Consider the following 18,618-nt stretch of genomic DNA (forward strand, 5'->3'; position numbering starts at 1 on the left):
CAATAGTAAAGAAATCCTTATAGTTCGTCGTGCCCTCAAGCGCCTCAGCTTCTTCCACAACAGGAGGCGCAGGCAGCAATGGCACCAGTCCGGCAACCAAGACAACCGCCAGCGTAGCCTTCGCGATACGCGCGAGAAGACCCCTGCGACACTTTCGTCCGTCCGCTGCCGTTCCTTCTCCCCGTTCATCGTCGACAGAAGCGATAACGCGACGAAATAACCGGGCCTCTCTCCGGGTTCTCATTGCCGTCTCTCCTCGATGAGCCCGCGGTCTCTCTCACAGCCGGCGGGCGCCTAGGTATAGTCCATCAGGGGAAGAATCGGGTCAACAAGCAAAACGGCCCATATTTTTCACCGGACGAAAAATTCCGTCCTTCCAATGCCCTAAGCGAACGCCAAATCCCGCCCCACCAAGCGTCGCAGATAGTCGGACCGGGAGATTCCCTCACTCTTCACCCGCGCGTCCATGGCCGACAACTCGCTCGCGGGAATCTTGAACGTCACCGAAACGAGTTCCTCGCCCAGCTTCAGCGGACGTCCGCGCACAACGCGCGTGCTCCCTTCGGGCCATTCGCCATGCTCGAACATGTGCGCCATTTCCTCAAGCCGAGCCTCGCTCACCACAGAGCCGTTTTGTGTCGTCACCGCCATACCGCTCACCTTCCCAACCCCGTCTCCTGCAGCGTTTTCCAAATATGTCTTTCGTAATTGTAAGACATATTTAAACGACAGGATGCGCCGTTCGCACGGGAACGCATTCTGACCTTTTCGGGGAGTAGCGGCCGATTGGGCGCTTTCGTTGGGGGTTGGTTCACGCTATGATAGGCGCCACGAATCGCAGGCGGAGCGGAAGGCGGTGGCGCAGTGGCGCGGAATCAACGGGATCGCGAGGCGCTGGCCCGACTGGTCACGCAGGCGCAGGCGGGTGACCGGGCGGCCTTCGACGAGCTATACCGCCGCACGGCCCAGGCGCAGTTTTACCTGATGGCCGCCAAGGTGGGCTACGATGCGGCGGCCGATCTGCTGCAAGAGCTGTATCTGATCGCGTGGCGCAACATCCAGAACGTGCAGCCTTACGCCGTGCTGGGATACCTGGGGTCGGTGGGGCGCAACCTGTGCCGCCAGCAAGCGGAACGCGCCCAGCGCGCACGGCGCAGCGTGCCGCTGGAGCCCGACGCCCTGGAGGGCGATGATGCGACCGACGAGGTGGCGGCCGCCCTGCACGACACCAGCACCGACCCGGCATCGGCGGCCATCGCGGCCGACGAGCACCGGCGCCTGGCCCGCGCGCTGCGCGAGGAGCTGACCGATTTCGAGCGCGCCTGCGTGGTGATGCGCTACTACCAGGGAGCGAAAATCGACGAGATTGCCGAGGCGCTGGAGTCGTCGCGCAACACCGTGAAGCGCACCCTGTCGCGAGCGCTGCTGACCCTGCGCACGAAGATGGGCCTGGCTCCGTGGGGCGCCCTGGGGCTGTCGGGTGCTTTGGCCGACGCGGTGGAGTCGCGCATGGCCGCCGGCGCGCGGGCGCTGGAACGGCGGCGGCCGTGGTTCTCGCTGGCCACGGGCGCGGTGGGCGCAGCCGCCATCGGCGTGACGGCCGGAGCCGTGGCCTTCGCGGTGCTGGCACCTCCGCCGGCCGAGCCAGTGGCCGAGGCGCAACCGGTGGTCATCGAGGAGGCCGGCGTGCCAGCCGCCTCTTCCGCCGAGGTGGACACCACCGCGCCCCAGCTGGACAGCGTGCGCGTGGAAGACGGCACCACGGTGCTGCGCTTCACCGACGAAACGGGCGTGCGCGACGTGTGGTGCGAAGGGCCCGACGGCACGGTGTACCACCCGGCATCGCACGAGGACGCTCCGGGCACGCCGGCCCGCAGCGCCTGGCGCTTCAACCTGCCCACCGGTACCTACGAGGCCCACGCCGTAGACGAGGCGGGCAACGAATCCGCCGGCGAGATCACCTGCGAGATTTATTCCGACGACCCCGTGTCAGTGGGCCCGAACTCGTAAGTACGCTCCCTTCATTTCTCCCGCCCCCCAGCCCTTCTGCAGGATGCCTCCCACCTCTCCGCAGGACACCTCCCATCCCTGTAGGGGCGGGCTTTAGCCCGCCCTAAAGCTGCCCCGACCCCCTCTGTAGGGGCGGGCTTTAGCCCGCCCTAAAACCCAAAGACCCCGTTACCGCAGGGAGGGAAAGCGGCAACGGGGCCCACAAGGGAAAGGCGCAGAAGCGCGCCGGATGGAGCTTAGGCGTTCAGGATTTCCTCGGCCACGTAGGCGCCGGCACCGATGGCCAGACCCACCGAAGAGCCCTCGTTGGTGTAGTAAGGCACGCTGTACACGCTGCCCTGGTCAACGCCGGCCACGTACAGGCCGGGAATAGCGCGGTTCTCCTTGTCCACGGCGCGCAGATGGCTGTCCACCTTCACGCCGCCGTTGGTGGACCAGCAACTGGGCACGTACTCGAACGCGTAGAACGGGGCGGTCTTCACGGCCTTCAGGAAGTGGGCCTCCTTGCCGTATTCCTCGTCGACGCCGGTTTCGCAATAGCGGTTGTAGTTCTCCACGGTGGCCTCCAGCGCCGGCAGGTCGAAGGCCTCGGCGATCTCGGCGATGGAGTCGGCCTTCACGGCCCAACCCTGCTCGATGGCCTCCTGCAGATGCGCCTCGGCGTTCTCGGGCGTCGTCTTGTAGTAGTCGGCAACGGGACCGGAAATCCACGAGGCCGGCTGACCCAGATAGGCGAAGATGCCATCGCCCTGCACCGCATTGTAGTAGTCGGCGTCCATGATCACGTAAGCCTTGCCGGCGCGCAGCAGCGCCTCGCCGCCCACGGCCAGCGGGAACTGGGCAATCTTGCCCTCGCTGATGAAGCGCTCGCCCACCGGGTCGGTGTACAGGCCGCCGAACAGCCAGTAGCCCAAGTGCTCGTTGGTGTTGTGCCAGTCTTCCGTGAAGGGGCTGACCGTGGCCTTCGACACGGCACCGCACTCGTTGCCCAGCACCGCGAAGTTGCGGTCCCACGCGCCGCCGGCATCCAGCACCATGTTGATGCCCGTGCCGTCGGAAAGCGTGCTGCCCAAGGGGAACACCTTCGTGTTCAGCTTCTCCAGCTGCATGTCCTCATTGCCGCCGAAGCCGCCCGTGCACACCACCACGGCAGAGGCCATCACGTCGATGCCCGCGTCGGTCTGCACGCCCGCGACGGCGCCGTCTTCCATGATGATCTTCTCGGCCTTGGTGTTGAACAGGAACTCACCGCCGTTGGACTGAATGTCGGCCACCAGCGGCCCCACGCGGTCTTCACCGCCGGCCTGGAACATATGGCGACCGCGGAAGCCCACGCCGTAGGTGTCGGGAATGAGGTCCATGCCAATGCCGAGGTCGAGCATGGTGTTGATGGCCTCACCGGTGTGCGCCAGGCAGTTGCGCAAAAGCGCGCTGTTCACGCTGCCGCGCGAGAAGTCGTTCATGTAGGTGAAGATCTGGTCGAGCGTGACCGTGGCGTCCTCCTGCTCCTGCAGCTTCGTCTCGCAGGCAGTGGGGCCGCCGCACATGGCGAAGTTCGAGATAGCGGCCGACGGGCCCACCTCGATGACTACCACCTTCTTGCCGCCGCGGGCCAGCTTCAGGGCCGCCTGCAGGCCAGCCGCACCAGCGCCTACGATGGCCACGTCGCATTCCTTGGTTTCGGAACCTTCCTTGCGGGGAATGCCGGCGTCCGCGGCGCTCTCGCCCGTGTCGCTCAGCGCCGCCGCGCCGGCGTCCTGCGCCTGGGGCGCGCAACCCGCCAACCCCGCGCCAGCCGTGAGGGCGCCCAGAGCGCCCAAGCCCAGAAACGAGCGACGATCCATTGACAGTGCCATTTGTTGTCCTCCTTGAGTCCTCCCGTAAGGCCGAGCGCTGCGGCCGGCCCGTGGTGATTGCAACGAGACGCATGGTAGGGGCTGCCTGGGCGCCCGCGCATCGCCCCAAAGAGAGGTGATGGCCGCGAACTGGGAAGACTTTGCTAAAATCACCGCGACGAGGTGATGTTCAAGAGGCGTGTTTCCCCTAGGGTTACATCGGTGAGAAGGAGGGGGCAGTGGGCGAAATGCAGAAAGCGAGCGCACCGACGCTGCTGGAACGGCTGGACATCAACGTGCCATTGCGGCTTTTGGGGTTCGGCCTCATTTACGCGTGGGGCATCTGCCTGTGGGACATTCCCCTTTCCGCCAGCGGTACCGCCAGCGCCCTGCAGACCCATCCCGCATGGCTGCTGTCGGCTATGCTGACGCCGGCCTCCTGCGTAGCTGTGGCCATATGGGGAAGGCGGCGGGAGCTGTCGCGCTGCCCGTGGCTGTATGCGGGCGCGCCGCTGCTGTGCACTGCGGGAACCGTGGCGCTCATCGCCTGCGGGTACACCGAGGGAACCGCGCGGGATTTGTGCGCGCTGGCGGCGGGCGTGGGCACCGGCTGCGGCCCCGCTTTCCTGGTGGTGCTGTGGGGCTGCCTGTTCGCGCGCATCGAGACATCGGTGACGGAAACGGTGATCCCCGCGTCATTCGTGGCCACGATGCTGTGTGCGCTGGTTATTCCCACTCTGCCGCCGCTGGCCGCGGGCGCCGTGGTGGCGCTGCTGCCCCTGGCGTCAGGTTTTCTGCTGGCGCTGTCGCGCACGGGGCTTTCCCGCAACCGCATTCCCGCCGAGGACGCCGCGAACTTCAAACCGCTCGCCGCTACCCCGTTCACTGTGGCGCGCATGATGATCGCGGTGTTCGTGCTGTACACCCTGGGCTGCGCGGCGCCGGCGGCATCGCCGGTAACGATGTCGGTGACGTCCGAGGCGTGGGCCACCGTGGTGGGCATGCTGTTCGCCGTCACGCTTTCCGCAGGTATAGTGCTGTTCGCGCATCGCGTGAACGTGGCGTCGCTGTACCGATGGATCACCGTGCCGTTCGTGGTGGGTATCGTGGCAACGCCGCTGAACGACGAGCTGGCCGCATTCCTCGCCCGCGTGCTGATGAACGCCGTGTTCACCGGCATCGAGATCATCACCATGCTGTATTTCATTCGGTTGTCGCAGCGGACGCGGCCTTCCGCCACGTTCTATGTGGGCCTGGGCGCCGGCGCCGCCTACGGGGGCGTGCTGGCGGGCTACGGAATGACCAGCATGCTGCAAGACGGCATCCGCAATCCGGAGAGCGCGTTGTTCTTCTGCCTGGTTCTGCTGGGTGCCTTCGCGTTGACCTCGCTGCTGGTGCCGCGCCAGGATGCCACCCTGGAGGAGAGCGCCGTCGGGGGAACAGAGCCGGCAGCCAGCGAAGGCGGCGCCGGGAGCGAAGGCGCCGCCGATGCCGTGATGGCGTCGTATGCCGAGAAAGTGGATGTCGTTCTAGCGCACCGCACTTCTGTGGCCGCCGAGCACGGGCTGTCGGCGCGGGAGACGGAAATCTTCCTGCTGCTGGCCCAGGGGCGCAGCCGCCCCTATATTCGCGACTCGCTGTATCTGTCGAAGAACACCGTGGCCACGCACATCCGCCATATTTACGAGAAGCTGGGCATCCATTCCCAGCAGGAGCTCATCGACCTCGTGGAGGAGTAGGCGGGGCATTCGCCACGCCACCAGCCGCAACGCGTCTTGCGGGATTGTGCGCGCGGTTGCCCGCGAGGTGTGGTATCCTTTTCAGCGCTCAAACGCAACAATGCGCAGGTCGCGTTGCGTTTCGCCTAATGCGGAGGCGTGTCCGAGTGGCTTAAGGAAGCAGTCTTGAAAACTGTCGTGCCGAAAGGTACCGTGGGTTCAAATCCTACCGCCTCCGCCAGTTTCACATCGCATCGCCGTCGGCTTCGCCGTACTTCGCCTTGATCTCGGCAATAACCTCTTCGGAGGTTTTCGCGCCCGTAGCAACATCGACGAGGTTCTGATGAGCCTCACGCGTCAGGGGCATGTCAGACAATGCCATGGTCGCGGCAACTTGCTTAACGTGGTACTCCTGTTCCGTCGTCATCTCCATAATGGCCTCCTTATGCTGGCCATTGCAAACAATGTGTCCTTGCTGCGATAGCAGAGCGCTAACAGCGCAGAACCGCGCCGCCCGTCTAGCGCGATTGCGTGACGATCTGCAAGCCCTTCTCTAGCTATTTCGTCTTGCCCGCAAGGCCGAACAACGCCGAAATAAATGCGCCCACGACGACAAACGGCAAAAGCAGAAGCGTAACTATGATGGAGCCAGCGCTGTCATTTCTCATGATTGCCTCCTCTCGGTCGATGTTTACAGGCTACCACGATGCGTCGAAGCGTGGAGCGAAATCTCGCAGTAGAAATGCCGGAAGGGGTCCGTCGATAGTTTCTCGAAAGACCCGTCTGCTGAATTGGCCAGGCTACAGACCGAGAAGGTCAAGTAAGAAGCCGGAAGAAAGCTTTGGGAGAAAATATGCGCCAGCTCAGCCTGTTCATCGGTAGCTAAATGCTGAACCAAGCCAGCCCCACCACCGGAAGGGAGCGAAAATGCTTCACGTGTACGAGTTCGATGTTTTCGAGGACGAGGACGTCCTGCTCGCCCCGCCCTTCAACATGAAGGGAGGCACCCAGGGCGCAGACTTCCGAGAGGCCTGCGAGATGGCCGCCGACTGGCTGAAGACCGAGATGGAACACCGAGTCATGCGGGGCCTCCCCTTCCTCGAGGCCACGTTCGGCAACGAATCGCGCCACGGCGGCCGAACGATCATCGTCGCCGTGGACGCCAGCAAGAAGACAGTACCGCGGATGACGGCTGCAGCAGCGGCGCGCGAGCTGGGCGTGACGCCCGGACGCGTATCGCAGATGGTGAAAGCGGGCCTGCTGGAGTCGTTCGAGCTGGACGGCCGAACATGGCTCACCCGCGGCAGCGTGGAGGCCCGCAAGGAGGAGGCCCCAAAGCCAGGGCGGCCCCGGAAGGCCGCAGCCGTTTGAGTGCCGGCCAGAATGCCACTGATCCAAAACCAGGAGGGTACCTTGAAAACAAAAGAGAGCGACGGAGGCAACGCGGACGTCATGGCAACGGCAATAGGTCCATGGCGATAAAACACTGAGTGAGGAGCCCGCGGGAGATACAAGACCAGCCGTAACATGTCCGGCCCGCCTAACCGTCCGCGGCGGAATAGGCCGCCGTCAGATACCGAAGGCCGCCAGCCGCCCCGAGCTCGGGGCGGCTGGCGAGTACGCACCTCCGAAGCTAGCGAAAGGGGGTGATACCGATGATAGAGACGCTTCTATCAGTGCTCGCGGGCATCCTGTCCGCCGCCATATGGGAGGCCGTTAGGCGCGTCGCCGCGTCTGTTAGGGCGCGAAAAAGGCCGCCGGAAGATCGTTAGGCCTCGGCGGGCTTGATGCCCCGCGGGGCGCGGATCGGTACCGCGTCCCTTGGTTTGCGACAAGTATACACCCGATGAAGGAGTTAGCCACGAAGACGACGAACGAGGAGCTGCTCAAGATGGTCAAGGCCGCGGCCCCGGGCTTCGAGAATGTCGGCAACAATGTCGTGTTCTCCGACCCGCAGAACGGACAGATCGACGCGGGCCGGTACTTCCAAGGCGAAGTTCCCGTTGCTACACTGGTTTCGCGAATAGACAACCTGAAGCCGTCGGCTCTCATAGACAACTGCCGCACCAGCAGGAAGGATTGATCAGATGATTGACGCCATAAAAGCCGTGTCTATCGCGGAGTCCCAGGGGCAAGTCCTTCAAAGCGTCGCGCCTCCTGGTTGGCGACTCCCACTGGTTCGTCGCAGTGCGCGGCGAACCCGGCAAGCCTCTGCCTGGATACTCGCCCATGGTCATCAACAAGGCGACGGGAGAAGTCAGCGGAATATGCTCGGTTCCGTATTTCGTCAGGAGCGACGAGCCTACGTCCGTCGAAGCAGAGTACGAATCTGCAGAGGCAGTGCCGCTCCCGGCGGCGTAGAGACCAGCAGTTTGACCACCAGCCAGAATGTCACTGCTCCAAAACCAACTCCTTTCGTCGGGCCTGATCGTGGTATGATGGCGGGGATGTGGTGCCGCTCCTGCTGCTAACATTCGCGGCGCCACTGGTTTAGCGGGTGCGCCTTTGGCGTGCCCGTCTCGCTTTCAGGACCGTTCAGCCCATCCGGCGACGCGGGCCAGCAGGTACGCCCCACGGAGCACTTCGCCTAGCCAGGCCATCCCTAGCCTTTTCGTCCCTAAGTAGCTTCTCGCCCGGGGCGGCCCAGCCCTTCGGCTGGCGGGGGACGTTCACGCTTGAGCGCCCCCGCCAGCCGCCCCGCGCTCGGGGCGGTCTGGTTTCCAGGCCTGGGTCTTCGCGCCGACGCGCTCGCCAGGTCCCAACGCTCTTCATTCGCATTCCCGCCATGCTCGCCGCCTGCGGCTGGTCGCTGCGCGCCGTTCCCTCCGACGAGGTGCCGCTCTCGGCCCTCGTCATCGCCCCGCACAACCGTTCGAGGGGAAGGGGGGCTTATAGGGGTTCCCCTCGGCTGCGGCCGTCCCTCATCTTGCCTCTGAGCCCCCCACCGCTGGCCCTCGCGCCCTGCCCGCCGAGAGCGTAAGGGCTATAGAGCACCGGGGTAGGACATACGCCGTCATCGAGAAGTGCAAGCATGTCAACCCTGGCAAGCTGCGGGAAGCTGGAGGACCATGCACGGCGAGGCGGGCAGCCCGAGCGATCTCGTCAGAAAGGCGGTAGGCTATGCCGGCGGAGAGACGGATGAGAGGCACTACCTGCGAGCGTCGAAACGCGGCCCGGTGATGCTCGCCGACGACCTCACGAACTTGATCGAGGACGACGACATTTTCCAGGCAATTCGTCATCTTGCACATTTCCGCCACAAGCAAAACGCTGTGAGACGGTGAAACCTCGCTAATGCGGATCACCTGAAAACTGTCGTGCCGAAAGGCGCCGTGGGTTCAAATCCTACCGCCTCCGTAGGAGAACGCCAAAGCCCCGATTCGCTCGGGACTTTTGGGTACGGGGCCTTTATTCGAACCAAGCTACAACCCGAGCCGAAAGCCACCGGAGATGCGAATCTGCGGGGAAAGACAGCTTAACCGGAACAAGCCGAGTGTATTCTCAAACCTCTAGTTTGATTGCCAGGCATAATACTAATCAAAGAGAAGGAAATGTGCCGCCGGCCTTCGTCGGCAGCCATTTCCCTAGTTGGCATAATCGACGTATCGGCGGTTTCCATCCCCGCTAAGTCTTCGCCGGCAACCATTTCCCCAGTTGGTATAATCGGCAACAAGAGGATAAGCAACGTGAGAAGGTCTTCGCCGGCAACCATTTCCCCAGTTGGTATAATAAGGTAGGCTGGTACACGGGCGCTCCTTTCGTCTTCGCCGGCAACCATTTCCCCAGTTGGTATAATAGGAGATATACGCAATGATCGGCAGAACAAGTCTTCGCCGGCAACCATTTCCCCAGTTGGTATAATCCGCAAGCCGTTGAAGCTGCCAGCGTCTATGTCTTCGCCGGCAACCATTTCCCCAGTTGGTATAATCACCTTGGGGTTTTCGAGCGAAACGCCGTAGTCTTCGCCGGCAACCATTTCCCCAGTTGGTATAATTCGACAACGTAGGCTTTGCCATGCTGAAAAGTCTTCGCCGGCAACCATTTCCCCAGTTGGTATAATGACGGCTACGCCGACTGCGAGGCTCCGCTTGTCTTCGCCGGCAACCATTTCCCCAGTTGGTATAATCGCAGTGAAGCGCTTGACCAGCTTCCAGGTGTCTTCGCCGGCAACCATTTCCCCAGTTGGTATAATCCAGGCGAAAGCGACCTTCAGCGCCGCATAGTCTTCGCCGGCAACCATTTCCCCAGTTGGTATAATCTCGCGCCGCCAGCGGCCTGGTCACCCGCCGTCTTCGCCGGCAACCATTTCCCCAGTTGGTATAATTATGGCGGTGGGCGAGATCAACAGCCGCAGGTCTTCGCCGGCAACCATTTCCCCAGTTGGTATAATTCATTCACCTGCTTGGCGGGAATTTCGAAGGTCTTCGCCGGCAACCATTTCCCCAGTTGGTATAATTGAAGCGGGAGACCATCTGCACCGTATGCAGTCTTCGCCGGCAACCATTTCCCCAGTTGGTATAATTACCTCGGATCGCATGGTCGAATCCGTACGGTCTTCGCCGGCAACCATTTCCCCAGTTGGTATAATTGAAAGACCTGCTGTACCAGATGGAACAGGGTCTTCGCCGGCAACCATTTCCCCAGTTGGTATAATGGCGTTCACCTTGTCGAACCCGTCCGACCAGTCTTCGCCGGCAACCATTTCCCCAGTTGGTATAATTATCCGCAACCGCAATCTGATGTACGAGTAGTCTTCGCCGGCAACCATTTCCCCAGTTGGTATAATGTAGTACTCATCGACAACGTAGGCCCTTCGGTCTTCGCCGGCAACCATTTCCCCAGTTGGTATAATCAATGCAGACGGCAGAGAGATCGTTCAGTAGTCTTCGCCGGCAACCATTTCCCCAGTTGGTATAATAGCGAAGATCAGAATGGCCTCCTGAACAGGGAGGTCATTCTGATTTGACGCGCACAAAGCACCTTGGTTCCCTTTGTTTGCACGACGAATTTCCTGCTTTTTCAAAAAACGAATCCTAGAAAAAGGATCGCCCGCCAGAAAACTGACGGGCTAACCTTGCGGGTAATCACAAAAGTGATCCCCTTATCTACGCCGGCAACTAACTCCCCAGTTGGTATACTGCTGTAGACAGCGTTAAGTATATCACATTTGCCCTGGTAGATCGGAGGCACGTTGTGGCACGACGCACTATTTGCATTCAATCCCCATCGAAGCTCTCAGTTCAACACGGTTCACTCTGCATAAAACAAGCTGGCGACAAAACTGCCGAAATCCCTCTTGAGGACATCTGGGTTCTTATTTTAGAAACGCCACAGGTTAGCATTACCTCAGCGGCTCTTTCTCGTCTTTCTAATGCTGGAATCGGCACAATGACGTGCGGAGCCGACCATTTGCCGAATGGCCTCCTGCTGCCTTTAGGCGCTCATTCGCGCCATGCCGCCATCGTCGAGCAACAGTTGGCCATGAGCCTCCCCCTCAAGAAAAGACTCTGGCAGCAAATCGTTATTCGCAAAATCAAAAACCAGGCAAAAGTCCTAGAGCTGCAAAGAATCGAGAACTCGCTTCTCGAGCAATATGCGCACGCCGTGCAATCGGGCGATAAAACCAATCGGGAAAGCGTTGCAGCGTCACTGTACTTCAAAAGTCTTATCGAATGCGGAAACCGCCGCGAGGGTCCTTACTCCGCGCCCCTCGATTATGGTTATGCGGTGCTGAGAGCCGGAATTGGAAGAGAGGCCGTAGCCCATGGATGGCTTGTTTCTCGCGGCATCCACCATGAAAGCAGCCTCAACGCTTTCAATCTTGTCGATGATCTTATTGAGCCTTTTCGCCCTGTAATTGATCTGCTCATTTGCGAGAAACAGCTCATTGGTGACCTAACTCCAACCGTTAAGGCGCAACTTGCATCGATCTTCGAAACGCTCGTCAAGGTGGACAATAAAAAAGTGTCTGTACAACATGCGATCGAACTTGAACTAAACTCCCTGAAAGTAGCTGTCGTCAATGGCGATGCATCGCTACTTAAACTTCCTGAAGTCATACCATTTTCGATCGCGAGTCACGAGTAGGGGCAGGGGATGAGACCGATGCGATTGCTAGTAATGTTCGATTTACCCACGGGCAATAAGGAGGAACGCAAGTCGTATTCAGCGTTCCGCAAATTTCTCGTAGACGACGGGTATCAGATGGAGCAGTTCAGCATCTATTCGCGTGTTCTCCTCTCTCGCGAAAGCCTCAATACTCACCTAGAGAGACTCAATGCCAACCTGCCTATCGCGGGTTCTGTATTCGTTCTCGAGCTCACCGAAAAACAATATGAGAGCCGCAGGATTCTTGTGAGCAAAGCATCTCACAAGAATCCTGCGGACATCGGATCGCAAATGACGCTAGTCTTCTGACTGGATCTCTTGCAGCCAAGCCTTATGACAATGCCCCAGGCAATCTTCTTGCACTACCCGAATTTTGGTTTCTTTGCTCCATTTCCCGAAAGTCGGAATACCCTCAGCGGAACCATTAGGCGAAATAGCCTCGAATTCAAGGCTGACACTAGCGATATTAACCCCCATAAACCGTGCTCGTGCACCATTCATCTCGACAACATCGCCCCGGAACAAAACAAGGGGCGAGAGCGCCTGGGCTTCAGGGGGAACCGGCTCGCAATTCACACGCGCAACATGAGCTTTTATCGCCTTCGGAATGTATGACCCATTTCGAAGTGCTGGAATATCAGCATAATACACAGGATCAGCGTACCATTTCCCCTTGCCCTTGTTTGCGTCAGGGTCAAGCCAAAGCCGCAAGAACGCCATTCCGTCAACGATATGGGCGTTGCCCTCCTTGCCTAAATAAACATTCCCCTTCTTAACCAATTTGCCGTTTCCGTACAGCAAAGCAAGTTTTTTCTTATCGTCCGTAAACCCATCGAATCGGTAATTCGTCTCTTCGAAGGCTCTCCCTGTCACGCCGTGGTTTACCAAACGCGTTGGCACAACCTTCTCGCGTTGCTCGACGACCTCCTCAGCAAACGTTTCCCATGGCTGAGTGTCCGCAAGTCGGCTTTCACGCGCTCGTTTAAAGGCCTCTTTTCCCAAAGAACGCGCCTGGGCAACTTTTTTAACCACGCTTGCCGAGCAAGCAGCAATAACGCACGCATCGACGGCGTGGTGCCGATCGTCTGTCCTGTCTTTGGCTGAATCTGTGCCAAAATTCAAGCCCCAACTGTAGCGAAGGGCACTTGTCGCCCCTCCGGCCACCGCAAGAACACGGGTTTTGGGTCCCTCTTCGGGAAACAAGAGCGTATTCTCCAAATACTCTTTAATGGCAATTGACATATAGCGTGTATCATTGAGATTACGGGCCAGAAACTTACCCTCAGCCTCTGAGTCCAACAGCATATTCAGCAGGTGCTCTCTCTTGCGCCGCCGATAATTGCCATTCGCCAAGACCCCTGCTTTGAATTCCTCCCATGAAGGCGCACCCCGACCAACGTCTTGAGTCATCCATTCATAGGGAGTTCTCTCCCGCTTGTTCTGGTTTGTCGACCCCAGCACAAGCACTTTATTGTCTCTGCTATCTTCGCATGTTCTCGAATATGGAAGAATGTGGTCAATCTCGCAATAGCGATCTTCGAGGATCATGCGCACCAAATCAATAGGATCCCCCGTATAGGCATCTTTCTGATTCTGCTGTTCGCGAAGCGCATATTTCAGCAAGTCTTTTCCTGTCACATCCTCCACTTCGCACCCGCGTATGCCAGCGATCTCCTCTGCCCAGATTTTGTTGTTCTGCTGATTCTGCCGATTCCGCTTGCTTACAAGATCCTTTTCGTGCTTTGACTGCTTGAGCTCGCGTCCTACTTCAATATGTATCTCATGGGGAACACCATATATTTTGATAATGGAATTGATGACGCGGCGCATGCGCCCCATGGCACGAAGCACGACAGGGTTTGAGCACGTAGGATCATAGGCTTCATACGGGGGGAGAAACGCCGTACGCTCATTTCGCTCTTTATCTAAGCGCAGATCCAGCAGTCCCGTCTCCCTCTCAGCGTCTACCAACGTGTGAACGTCCTCTTCAACGAACGCATCCAGCAGAATGCCCAACGCCTTGCGGCTCCTCGTTCCATAGCCTTTGAACAATTTGCTGGCATAGGGGAGGCCCAACACAGCCTCCAGCTCTTCTTCGTCAAGGCACACACTGGCCAGCTGGTTTTCGAGACTTTCTTTTGAACTGGCAAACGTAATGGCTTCAAGAACATCATCGGCAAAGTCGCGATCGTCAAGCATTCTCTGAAGAAGTTCTTCGGGAAGCCTTTTCGCAAGCAAGCTCCATGCCTTAGCTTCTGCCACATTAGTTTTGTTCTCTTGGTCCTTCTCAATCCCCTTGAAAAATATGGTCGCGCTGAGATCAAGGTCTTTTCTGATTGTCGAGTATTTCACCGACTTGGGCTTCGTCGAAAACAATTTAAGAATATAGCCGTTGACTTGGTCGCTCGTAAGGGACAACTCATTTCCCTCAGAATCGACCATGACGATATGCCCTAGCTTCTCGTATGCTCGGCACAACTCGAACGACAAGTCTGCTCTTGCTGCGCGCTTCTCGTCTTTGAAATAGGAACAAGCTCCAACACGGCTATAAACGAGATCATCGTAGTCGGTATTGATGGCGCGCCAGGTGATATTGTCAATATAAGCGGTTTCAAACTCTTCCGAAGCTTTGAGATTACCTTTGCTACGCTGCGCCGCGAAGATCTTATGCACCTCATCGATAAGCTGAGTATTGCGGACGCAGTGCTCATAAGCTCCCGCCTTATTCCTACTCCTACCTTTCTGAAGCAGGAACTCGCCGATCGTCCTACAGCCGGACTCTTTTAGCTCTCTATCGTTTTGAGCAAGAGCGCTTAAAACTTTGCCCGAATCGTCGTTGGCATCTTTTCCATCACCCTCTCCGTTCGGAAAGTAGCCCCTACGACCAGACAGGGAATAAAGCACCTGAGAGAACTCTCTATCAGTCAAAACCCTATCGAGTCCCGCCACTCGCACCTCGATGACTGGGCTATCGCCTTTCTTTGACTGCAGCCATTCTTTTCCCGCTTCTTCGGGTACAAGGCCTTGCGCTTTCAAGAGCTTCAGGCAGTGCTTCTGACGATTTTTGGTTCGCGCGTTATTTCTACGTGCGCTACGAGCGCTTCGACGCCCCACGGCAAGGCTTACTTTCGTTTTGTCTTCTTGTGGCGCATCAAAAAGATGGGAGCCCATTTCCAAGATTTTGCGATTAGCAGTATCAATCAAGGCAAATCCGCAACTAGCAATACCTGGATCAAGGCCAAGGATGTAGTAAGGCTTATTCAACATAGAAGTTCTCCTTTTTACCAGAAAAGTGCTTTCAGGCGAAGACAGTCATGACGCGAGCATTCTATCGCAAAACCTGCAAAGAAGAGCCCGAGCAGCCGATCGCCGCTCGGGCTCTTTCATCAAGGCAAAGTCCAGAAGCAAGCCTTGGAACCTGCGCTTTTCGCTCCCCTACCGCCTCTCGATCGGGACGTAGGGCTTGGTGCCGCGGACGGTGTTCTTGTAGGCGGGGCGGATGATGCGCTTGCCGGCGGCGATTTCCTCGAAGCGGTGCGCAGCCCAGCCGGCCATGCGAGCGCAGGCGAACAGCGGCGTGAACAAGTCCTCGGGAATGCCCATCATGGAGTAGATGAAGCCCGAGTACATGTCCACATTCGCGCACAGCTCCTTGGTGGAGCCCTTCTCGCGGGCGAACACCTCCGGCGTCAGACGCTCGATGGACTTCAGCAGGTTCAGCTCGGCCTCGTATTCGGTGCCGGCGGCCAGCTGCTCGGCGAAGCGCTTGCCGATGATGGCGCGCGGGTCGGAAAGCGTGTACACCGCGTGCCCCATGCCGTACACGAGCCCCGTGCCGTCGTAAGCCTGCTTGTTCACGATCTTCGCCAGGTAGGCGGCCACCTCGTCATCGTCTTCCCAATTCTTCACGTTCTGCTTGATTTCCGCTTGCATGGCGCGCACCTGGTGGTTGGCACCGCCGTGGCGATGGCCCTTGAGCGACCCGAAGGCCGCCGCGTAGGTGGAATAGGGGTCGGTGTCGGACGACGACAGCACGCGCGTGGTGAAGGTGGAGTTGTTGCCGCCGCCGTGCTCGGCGTGCAGGCACAGCATGATGTCCAGCATGCGCGCCTCCTCCGGCGTGAACGCGCGATCGGGACGCAGCATGGAGAGGATGGTCTCAGCCGTGGACTGCCCCGGCACGAAGCGGTGCATGATCATGGAGTCGTGGTGGAACGCCGCGCGCTTGGCGTAGTAGGCCAGCACCATGATACGCGGCAGACGGCTGATGAGCGACAGTGCCGTGTGAATCTCGTGGCCGGGCGAGCGATCCTCGGCGCACTCGTCGGCGGCGTACAGGCGCAGGATGGAGCGGGCCATCATGTTCATGAGATCGGGCGAGGTATCCACCATAAGGGTGCTGGCCGTGAAACCGTCGGGCAGCTCGCGCTGGGAATCGATCACCTCCACGAAGCGGTCGAGACGCTCCTGCGTAGGCAACTCGCCCATGAGCAGCAGGTAGGCAACCTCCTCGAAGGCGAAGCGGCGCGACGGGTCCAGGTCGCCCAGCAGGTCGTAGATGTCGTAGCCGCGCAGGCGCAGCGAGCCCTCGGCGGGCATCTTCTCGCCGTCGGACACCACGTAGCCGTGCACGTTGGACACGTTCGTCATGCCCGCCAGCACGCCCGTGCCGTCGGCATTGCGCAGGCCGCGCTTCACATCGTGGGTGCGGTAGTGCTCCGGATCGATGGCATTCACCTGGTAGAAGTTGTCGTAGAGGCGCACGCGGCGCGCTTCCTCTTCGCTGATCTCAATAGGCTCGGCGCCGTCGATATCGGCGTGGTTGTCCACACGGATGACAGCTTCGTCGATTTCCATGGCCATGGCGCATCCTCTCGCAACGCGGCTTACGCGGGTATCGGACTATTTTAGCGTGCCGAGCCTCCCCCGCCTAGGACGACTCGCGCGCATCGCCACCCGCACGGCGAGCGGCGCGCTCCCAAAAAAGTTGAAAATTGTCGTTGACAAGCCCCGACGGTGATGGTTTAATAGTCGTTGCTGTTTTGAAGTGCGCCGTTACCTCAGCTGGATAGAGGGACTGACTACGAATCAGTACGTCGGGGGTTCGAATCCCTCACGGCGCACCACTTTAAATGATCGAAGTCGCCACAGGCGGCTTTTTTTGTACCCACGTTCTGAACGACCGCCCTCGGCCTCGCGCCTGCAAAAGCGATCAGCAGCCGCTACCTGTCCTGAACGCGAGAAGCCTCCACCAGGTCGATCAGCTCTTGCTGGGAATGGATGTCCAGCTTCTGGTACACATGCTGACGATGCGACGAAACCGTGCTCGCGGAAACAAACAGCTGCTTCTGAATGTAGGCGCTGTTGCGGCCCTGGGCCAGAAGCATCATCACCTGCAACTCGCGTTCGGAAAGGCCGCAACGCTGCGCCAGATCTTGGCATGTCTGGCGGAAATCGTCCTCGCGCTGGGAAGCCGGCTCCGCCTCCGCGACTGCAGCCGGCGACGCCGCCACGTCTTCCAGCCGCCCATTGGCCGACACCGCAATGCGCGGCCCCCGTTCCGTCCGGCTGCGCAGAAGCAGCTCGAAATTCCGTTCGGGAAGCAGGAACAGGATGGTAGCCACCAGAATCAGCACGGCTCCCATAGCGCACCCCACCGCCACCTCAACCGGCAGCTCACCCGCGTTTCCCAATGCGCCCGCGGCCAACTGGCCGAGAATCTGACCGAGGCACGACGCCAGGCGCACCGTGGCGAACATCCTGATGTTCGCCCGCATCGGGGAGCACGCAAGCAAAATGGCCGTCAGCCACAGCAGGATGGCCGAGCACCCCCACGTCGCGGTGCCGGCGACGCCGAAGGCAATCTGACCTGCATCACTGGCACCGAACAGCGCCGGCACCAGAAGCCCCACCGCGTCAACGAACAGCAGCGAGAACAGCACCCCGTAGAATGCCGCCCCCTTGCGACGCTGGGTGAGCCAAATGAAAGGGGCCAGCAGCAGGGCGGCGGCCAGGGCGGTGCCCAAGGCGCCGAACTCTTTCAGCAGCAGAAAGCCGTTGGATCCCGGCAAATCTCCCGTCCCGAACCCCTGCAGCGATTGCGCGCCCTCGCAAACGAACCCCACGGCAACCATGCCAAGCACCACGCCGACAACCGCGCGCTGCGAAAGCCCCTCGGCAGACGATGGAGCACTCTCGCCTCGCGCGGGCTCTTCGCATCCCGCACCCCCAACGCGGCCGGGACGCTTCCGCCCTTCCCGACGGCAGGCAACCAGGGCAGCTGCTGCAACCAGCGGGATGGCCACCGTGGCGGCCACGAACAGCGGAACGGGAAACGCGATCATGAAGCAGTAGACGAACATGGCCACGGGAACCCCCGCGCCCACAATCGTCACAATGGCGCGAGACTCCAGCTTGCACAGCTCCAGCCCCACCCCCAGCGCCAGCAGCCCCGCGCACATTCCCGACAGGGCGTCGGCGGCCAAAACCACCCACGGCGATCCTGCCGACAGCTGGCCCACGTTCACCGCCATGGAGAATCCCGTGACCGCTGCAAGCAGCACCGCGGCCACCCACACAGCGCGGCCCTCGGTGCACCGCGCGGCCCACCGGGGCAGCAGCGCGACCACCGCCCACGCAAGCGCGAACACCACGCCCGATTGCGTGTACGACCCCAGCAGGGCCTCGTAGCGGGCGCTCGCCGCATCCATAAGGGAAGGATCGGGCACGATATCCATGCCCACGCAGATGATCGAGACGAAGGCCAGCATCAGGAGAGCATGCTCCTTCTTGAACCATGTCGCCCTCATGCGCACCTCCCCGTGCCCTCATCCGAATCTCGCGACGCATCATTGTAACACGGCTCTCATACCGTCTTTTCACCCCTCGGTAGCGGGGAAATCATGTTACGGACACGAGCCGTTTCGTGCCGTCGAGCCGATGGCGAA

At 60.0% G+C, this 18,618-nt stretch carries 13 protein-coding genes, 2 tRNA genes and 1 CRISPR repeat array; of the genes, 9 read left to right on the forward strand and 6 right to left on the reverse strand.

Annotated elements, in window-relative coordinates; genetic code table 11:
* Positions 1-384: 384 nt before the first annotated feature.
* A complete protein-coding gene (locus tag VIN30_RS00440) occupies positions 385-651 on the reverse strand; it encodes a hypothetical protein (protein WP_338208383.1) in 267 nt (88 codons plus the stop codon).
* 213 nt (positions 652-864) lie between these two features.
* Between VIN30_RS00440 and VIN30_RS00445 the strand changes: the two genes are divergently transcribed.
* Complete coding sequence (locus VIN30_RS00445) at positions 865-2,010, forward strand: sigma-70 family RNA polymerase sigma factor (RefSeq protein WP_338208385.1); 1,146 nt, start codon at positions 865-867, stop codon at positions 2,008-2,010.
* A gap of 236 nt (positions 2,011-2,246) precedes the next feature.
* Here the strand turns inward: VIN30_RS00445 and VIN30_RS00450 are convergent, their stop codons facing one another.
* Entirely contained in the window at positions 2,247-3,866 is a 1,620-nt protein-coding gene (locus tag VIN30_RS00450) for an FAD-binding protein (protein ID WP_338208387.1), read from the reverse strand.
* 227 nt (positions 3,867-4,093) lie between these two features.
* Between VIN30_RS00450 and VIN30_RS00455 the strand changes: the two genes are divergently transcribed.
* Together VIN30_RS00455 and VIN30_RS00460 are read left to right on the forward strand one after the other, a co-directional pair.
* Complete coding sequence (locus tag VIN30_RS00455) at positions 4,094-5,584, forward strand: helix-turn-helix transcriptional regulator (RefSeq protein ID WP_338209078.1); 1,491 nt, start codon at positions 4,094-4,096, stop codon at positions 5,582-5,584.
* A 132-nt stretch (positions 5,585-5,716) separates the two neighbouring features.
* Positions 5,717-5,804: transfer RNA gene (locus tag VIN30_RS00460), tRNA-Ser, on the forward strand.
* 3 nt (positions 5,805-5,807) lie between these two features.
* Here the strand turns inward: VIN30_RS00460 and VIN30_RS00465 are convergent.
* Entirely contained in the window at positions 5,808-5,996 is a 189-nt protein-coding gene (locus VIN30_RS00465; protein ID WP_338208389.1) for a hypothetical protein, read from the reverse strand.
* A gap of 494 nt (positions 5,997-6,490) precedes the next feature.
* Here VIN30_RS00465 and VIN30_RS00470 point away from each other — a divergent pair, with 494 nt between their 5' ends.
* The 5 genes from VIN30_RS00470 (at position 6,491) to cas2 (ending at position 11,980) form a co-directional block, all read left to right on the forward strand.
* A complete protein-coding gene (locus VIN30_RS00470) occupies positions 6,491-6,934 on the forward strand; it encodes a DNA-binding protein (protein ID WP_338208391.1) in 444 nt (147 codons plus the stop codon).
* A 520-nt stretch (positions 6,935-7,454) separates the two neighbouring features.
* On the forward strand, positions 7,455-7,646 hold the full coding sequence (locus VIN30_RS00475; RefSeq protein ID WP_338208393.1) for a hypothetical protein: 192 nt from the start codon (positions 7,455-7,457) through the stop codon (positions 7,644-7,646).
* A gap of 985 nt (positions 7,647-8,631) precedes the next feature.
* Positions 8,632-8,847 carry a hypothetical protein gene (locus tag VIN30_RS00480; RefSeq protein ID WP_338208395.1) on the forward strand — a complete coding sequence of 72 codons (216 nt, stop codon included), beginning with the start codon at positions 8,632-8,634 and terminating at the stop codon, positions 8,845-8,847.
* Between the two features lie 278 nt (positions 8,848-9,125).
* Positions 9,126-10,481: a CRISPR direct-repeat array (repeat unit 36 nt; unit sequence GTCTTCGCCGGCAACCATTTCCCCAGTTGGTATAAT).
* 275 nt (positions 10,482-10,756) lie between these two features.
* The gene (gene cas1 / locus VIN30_RS00485) at positions 10,757-11,650 is read left to right on the forward strand and encodes a type II CRISPR-associated endonuclease Cas1 (RefSeq protein ID WP_338208397.1); all 894 of its coding nucleotides are present in this window, start codon (positions 10,757-10,759) and stop codon (positions 11,648-11,650) included.
* A gap of 18 nt (positions 11,651-11,668) precedes the next feature.
* Positions 11,669-11,980 carry a CRISPR-associated endonuclease Cas2 gene (gene cas2, locus VIN30_RS11525; RefSeq protein ID WP_420915307.1) on the forward strand — a complete coding sequence of 104 codons (312 nt, stop codon included), beginning with the start codon at positions 11,669-11,671 and terminating at the stop codon, positions 11,978-11,980.
* Here cas2 and cas9 read toward each other — a convergent pair.
* Both cas9 and VIN30_RS00495 read right to left on the reverse strand, forming a co-directional pair.
* Positions 11,969-14,938, reverse strand: coding sequence for a type II CRISPR RNA-guided endonuclease Cas9 (cas9, locus tag VIN30_RS00490; protein WP_338208399.1), 2,970 nt, complete (start codon positions 14,936-14,938; stop codon positions 11,969-11,971). The two genes, cas2 and cas9, sit on opposite strands and share 12 nt — an antisense overlap.
* A 168-nt stretch (positions 14,939-15,106) precedes the next feature.
* Positions 15,107-16,534 carry a citrate/2-methylcitrate synthase gene (locus tag VIN30_RS00495; protein ID WP_338208401.1) on the reverse strand — a complete coding sequence of 476 codons (1,428 nt, stop codon included), beginning with the start codon at positions 16,532-16,534 and terminating at the stop codon, positions 15,107-15,109.
* A 186-nt stretch (positions 16,535-16,720) separates the two neighbouring features.
* Between VIN30_RS00495 and VIN30_RS00500 the strand changes: the two genes are divergently transcribed.
* Positions 16,721-16,797, forward strand: a tRNA-Arg gene (locus VIN30_RS00500).
* 96 nt (positions 16,798-16,893) lie between these two features.
* Here the strand turns inward: VIN30_RS00500 and VIN30_RS00505 are convergent.
* Positions 16,894-18,480: a helix-turn-helix transcriptional regulator gene (locus tag VIN30_RS00505; protein ID WP_338208402.1), complete on the reverse strand. Its 1,587-nt coding sequence runs from the start codon at positions 18,478-18,480 to the stop codon at positions 16,894-16,896.
* Between the last annotated feature and the right edge of the window lie 138 nt (positions 18,481-18,618).

This window comes from Adlercreutzia wanghongyangiae (assembly GCF_035989245.1).
GTDB classification, from domain to species: Bacteria; Actinomycetota; Coriobacteriia; order Coriobacteriales; family Eggerthellaceae; genus Adlercreutzia; species Adlercreutzia wanghongyangiae.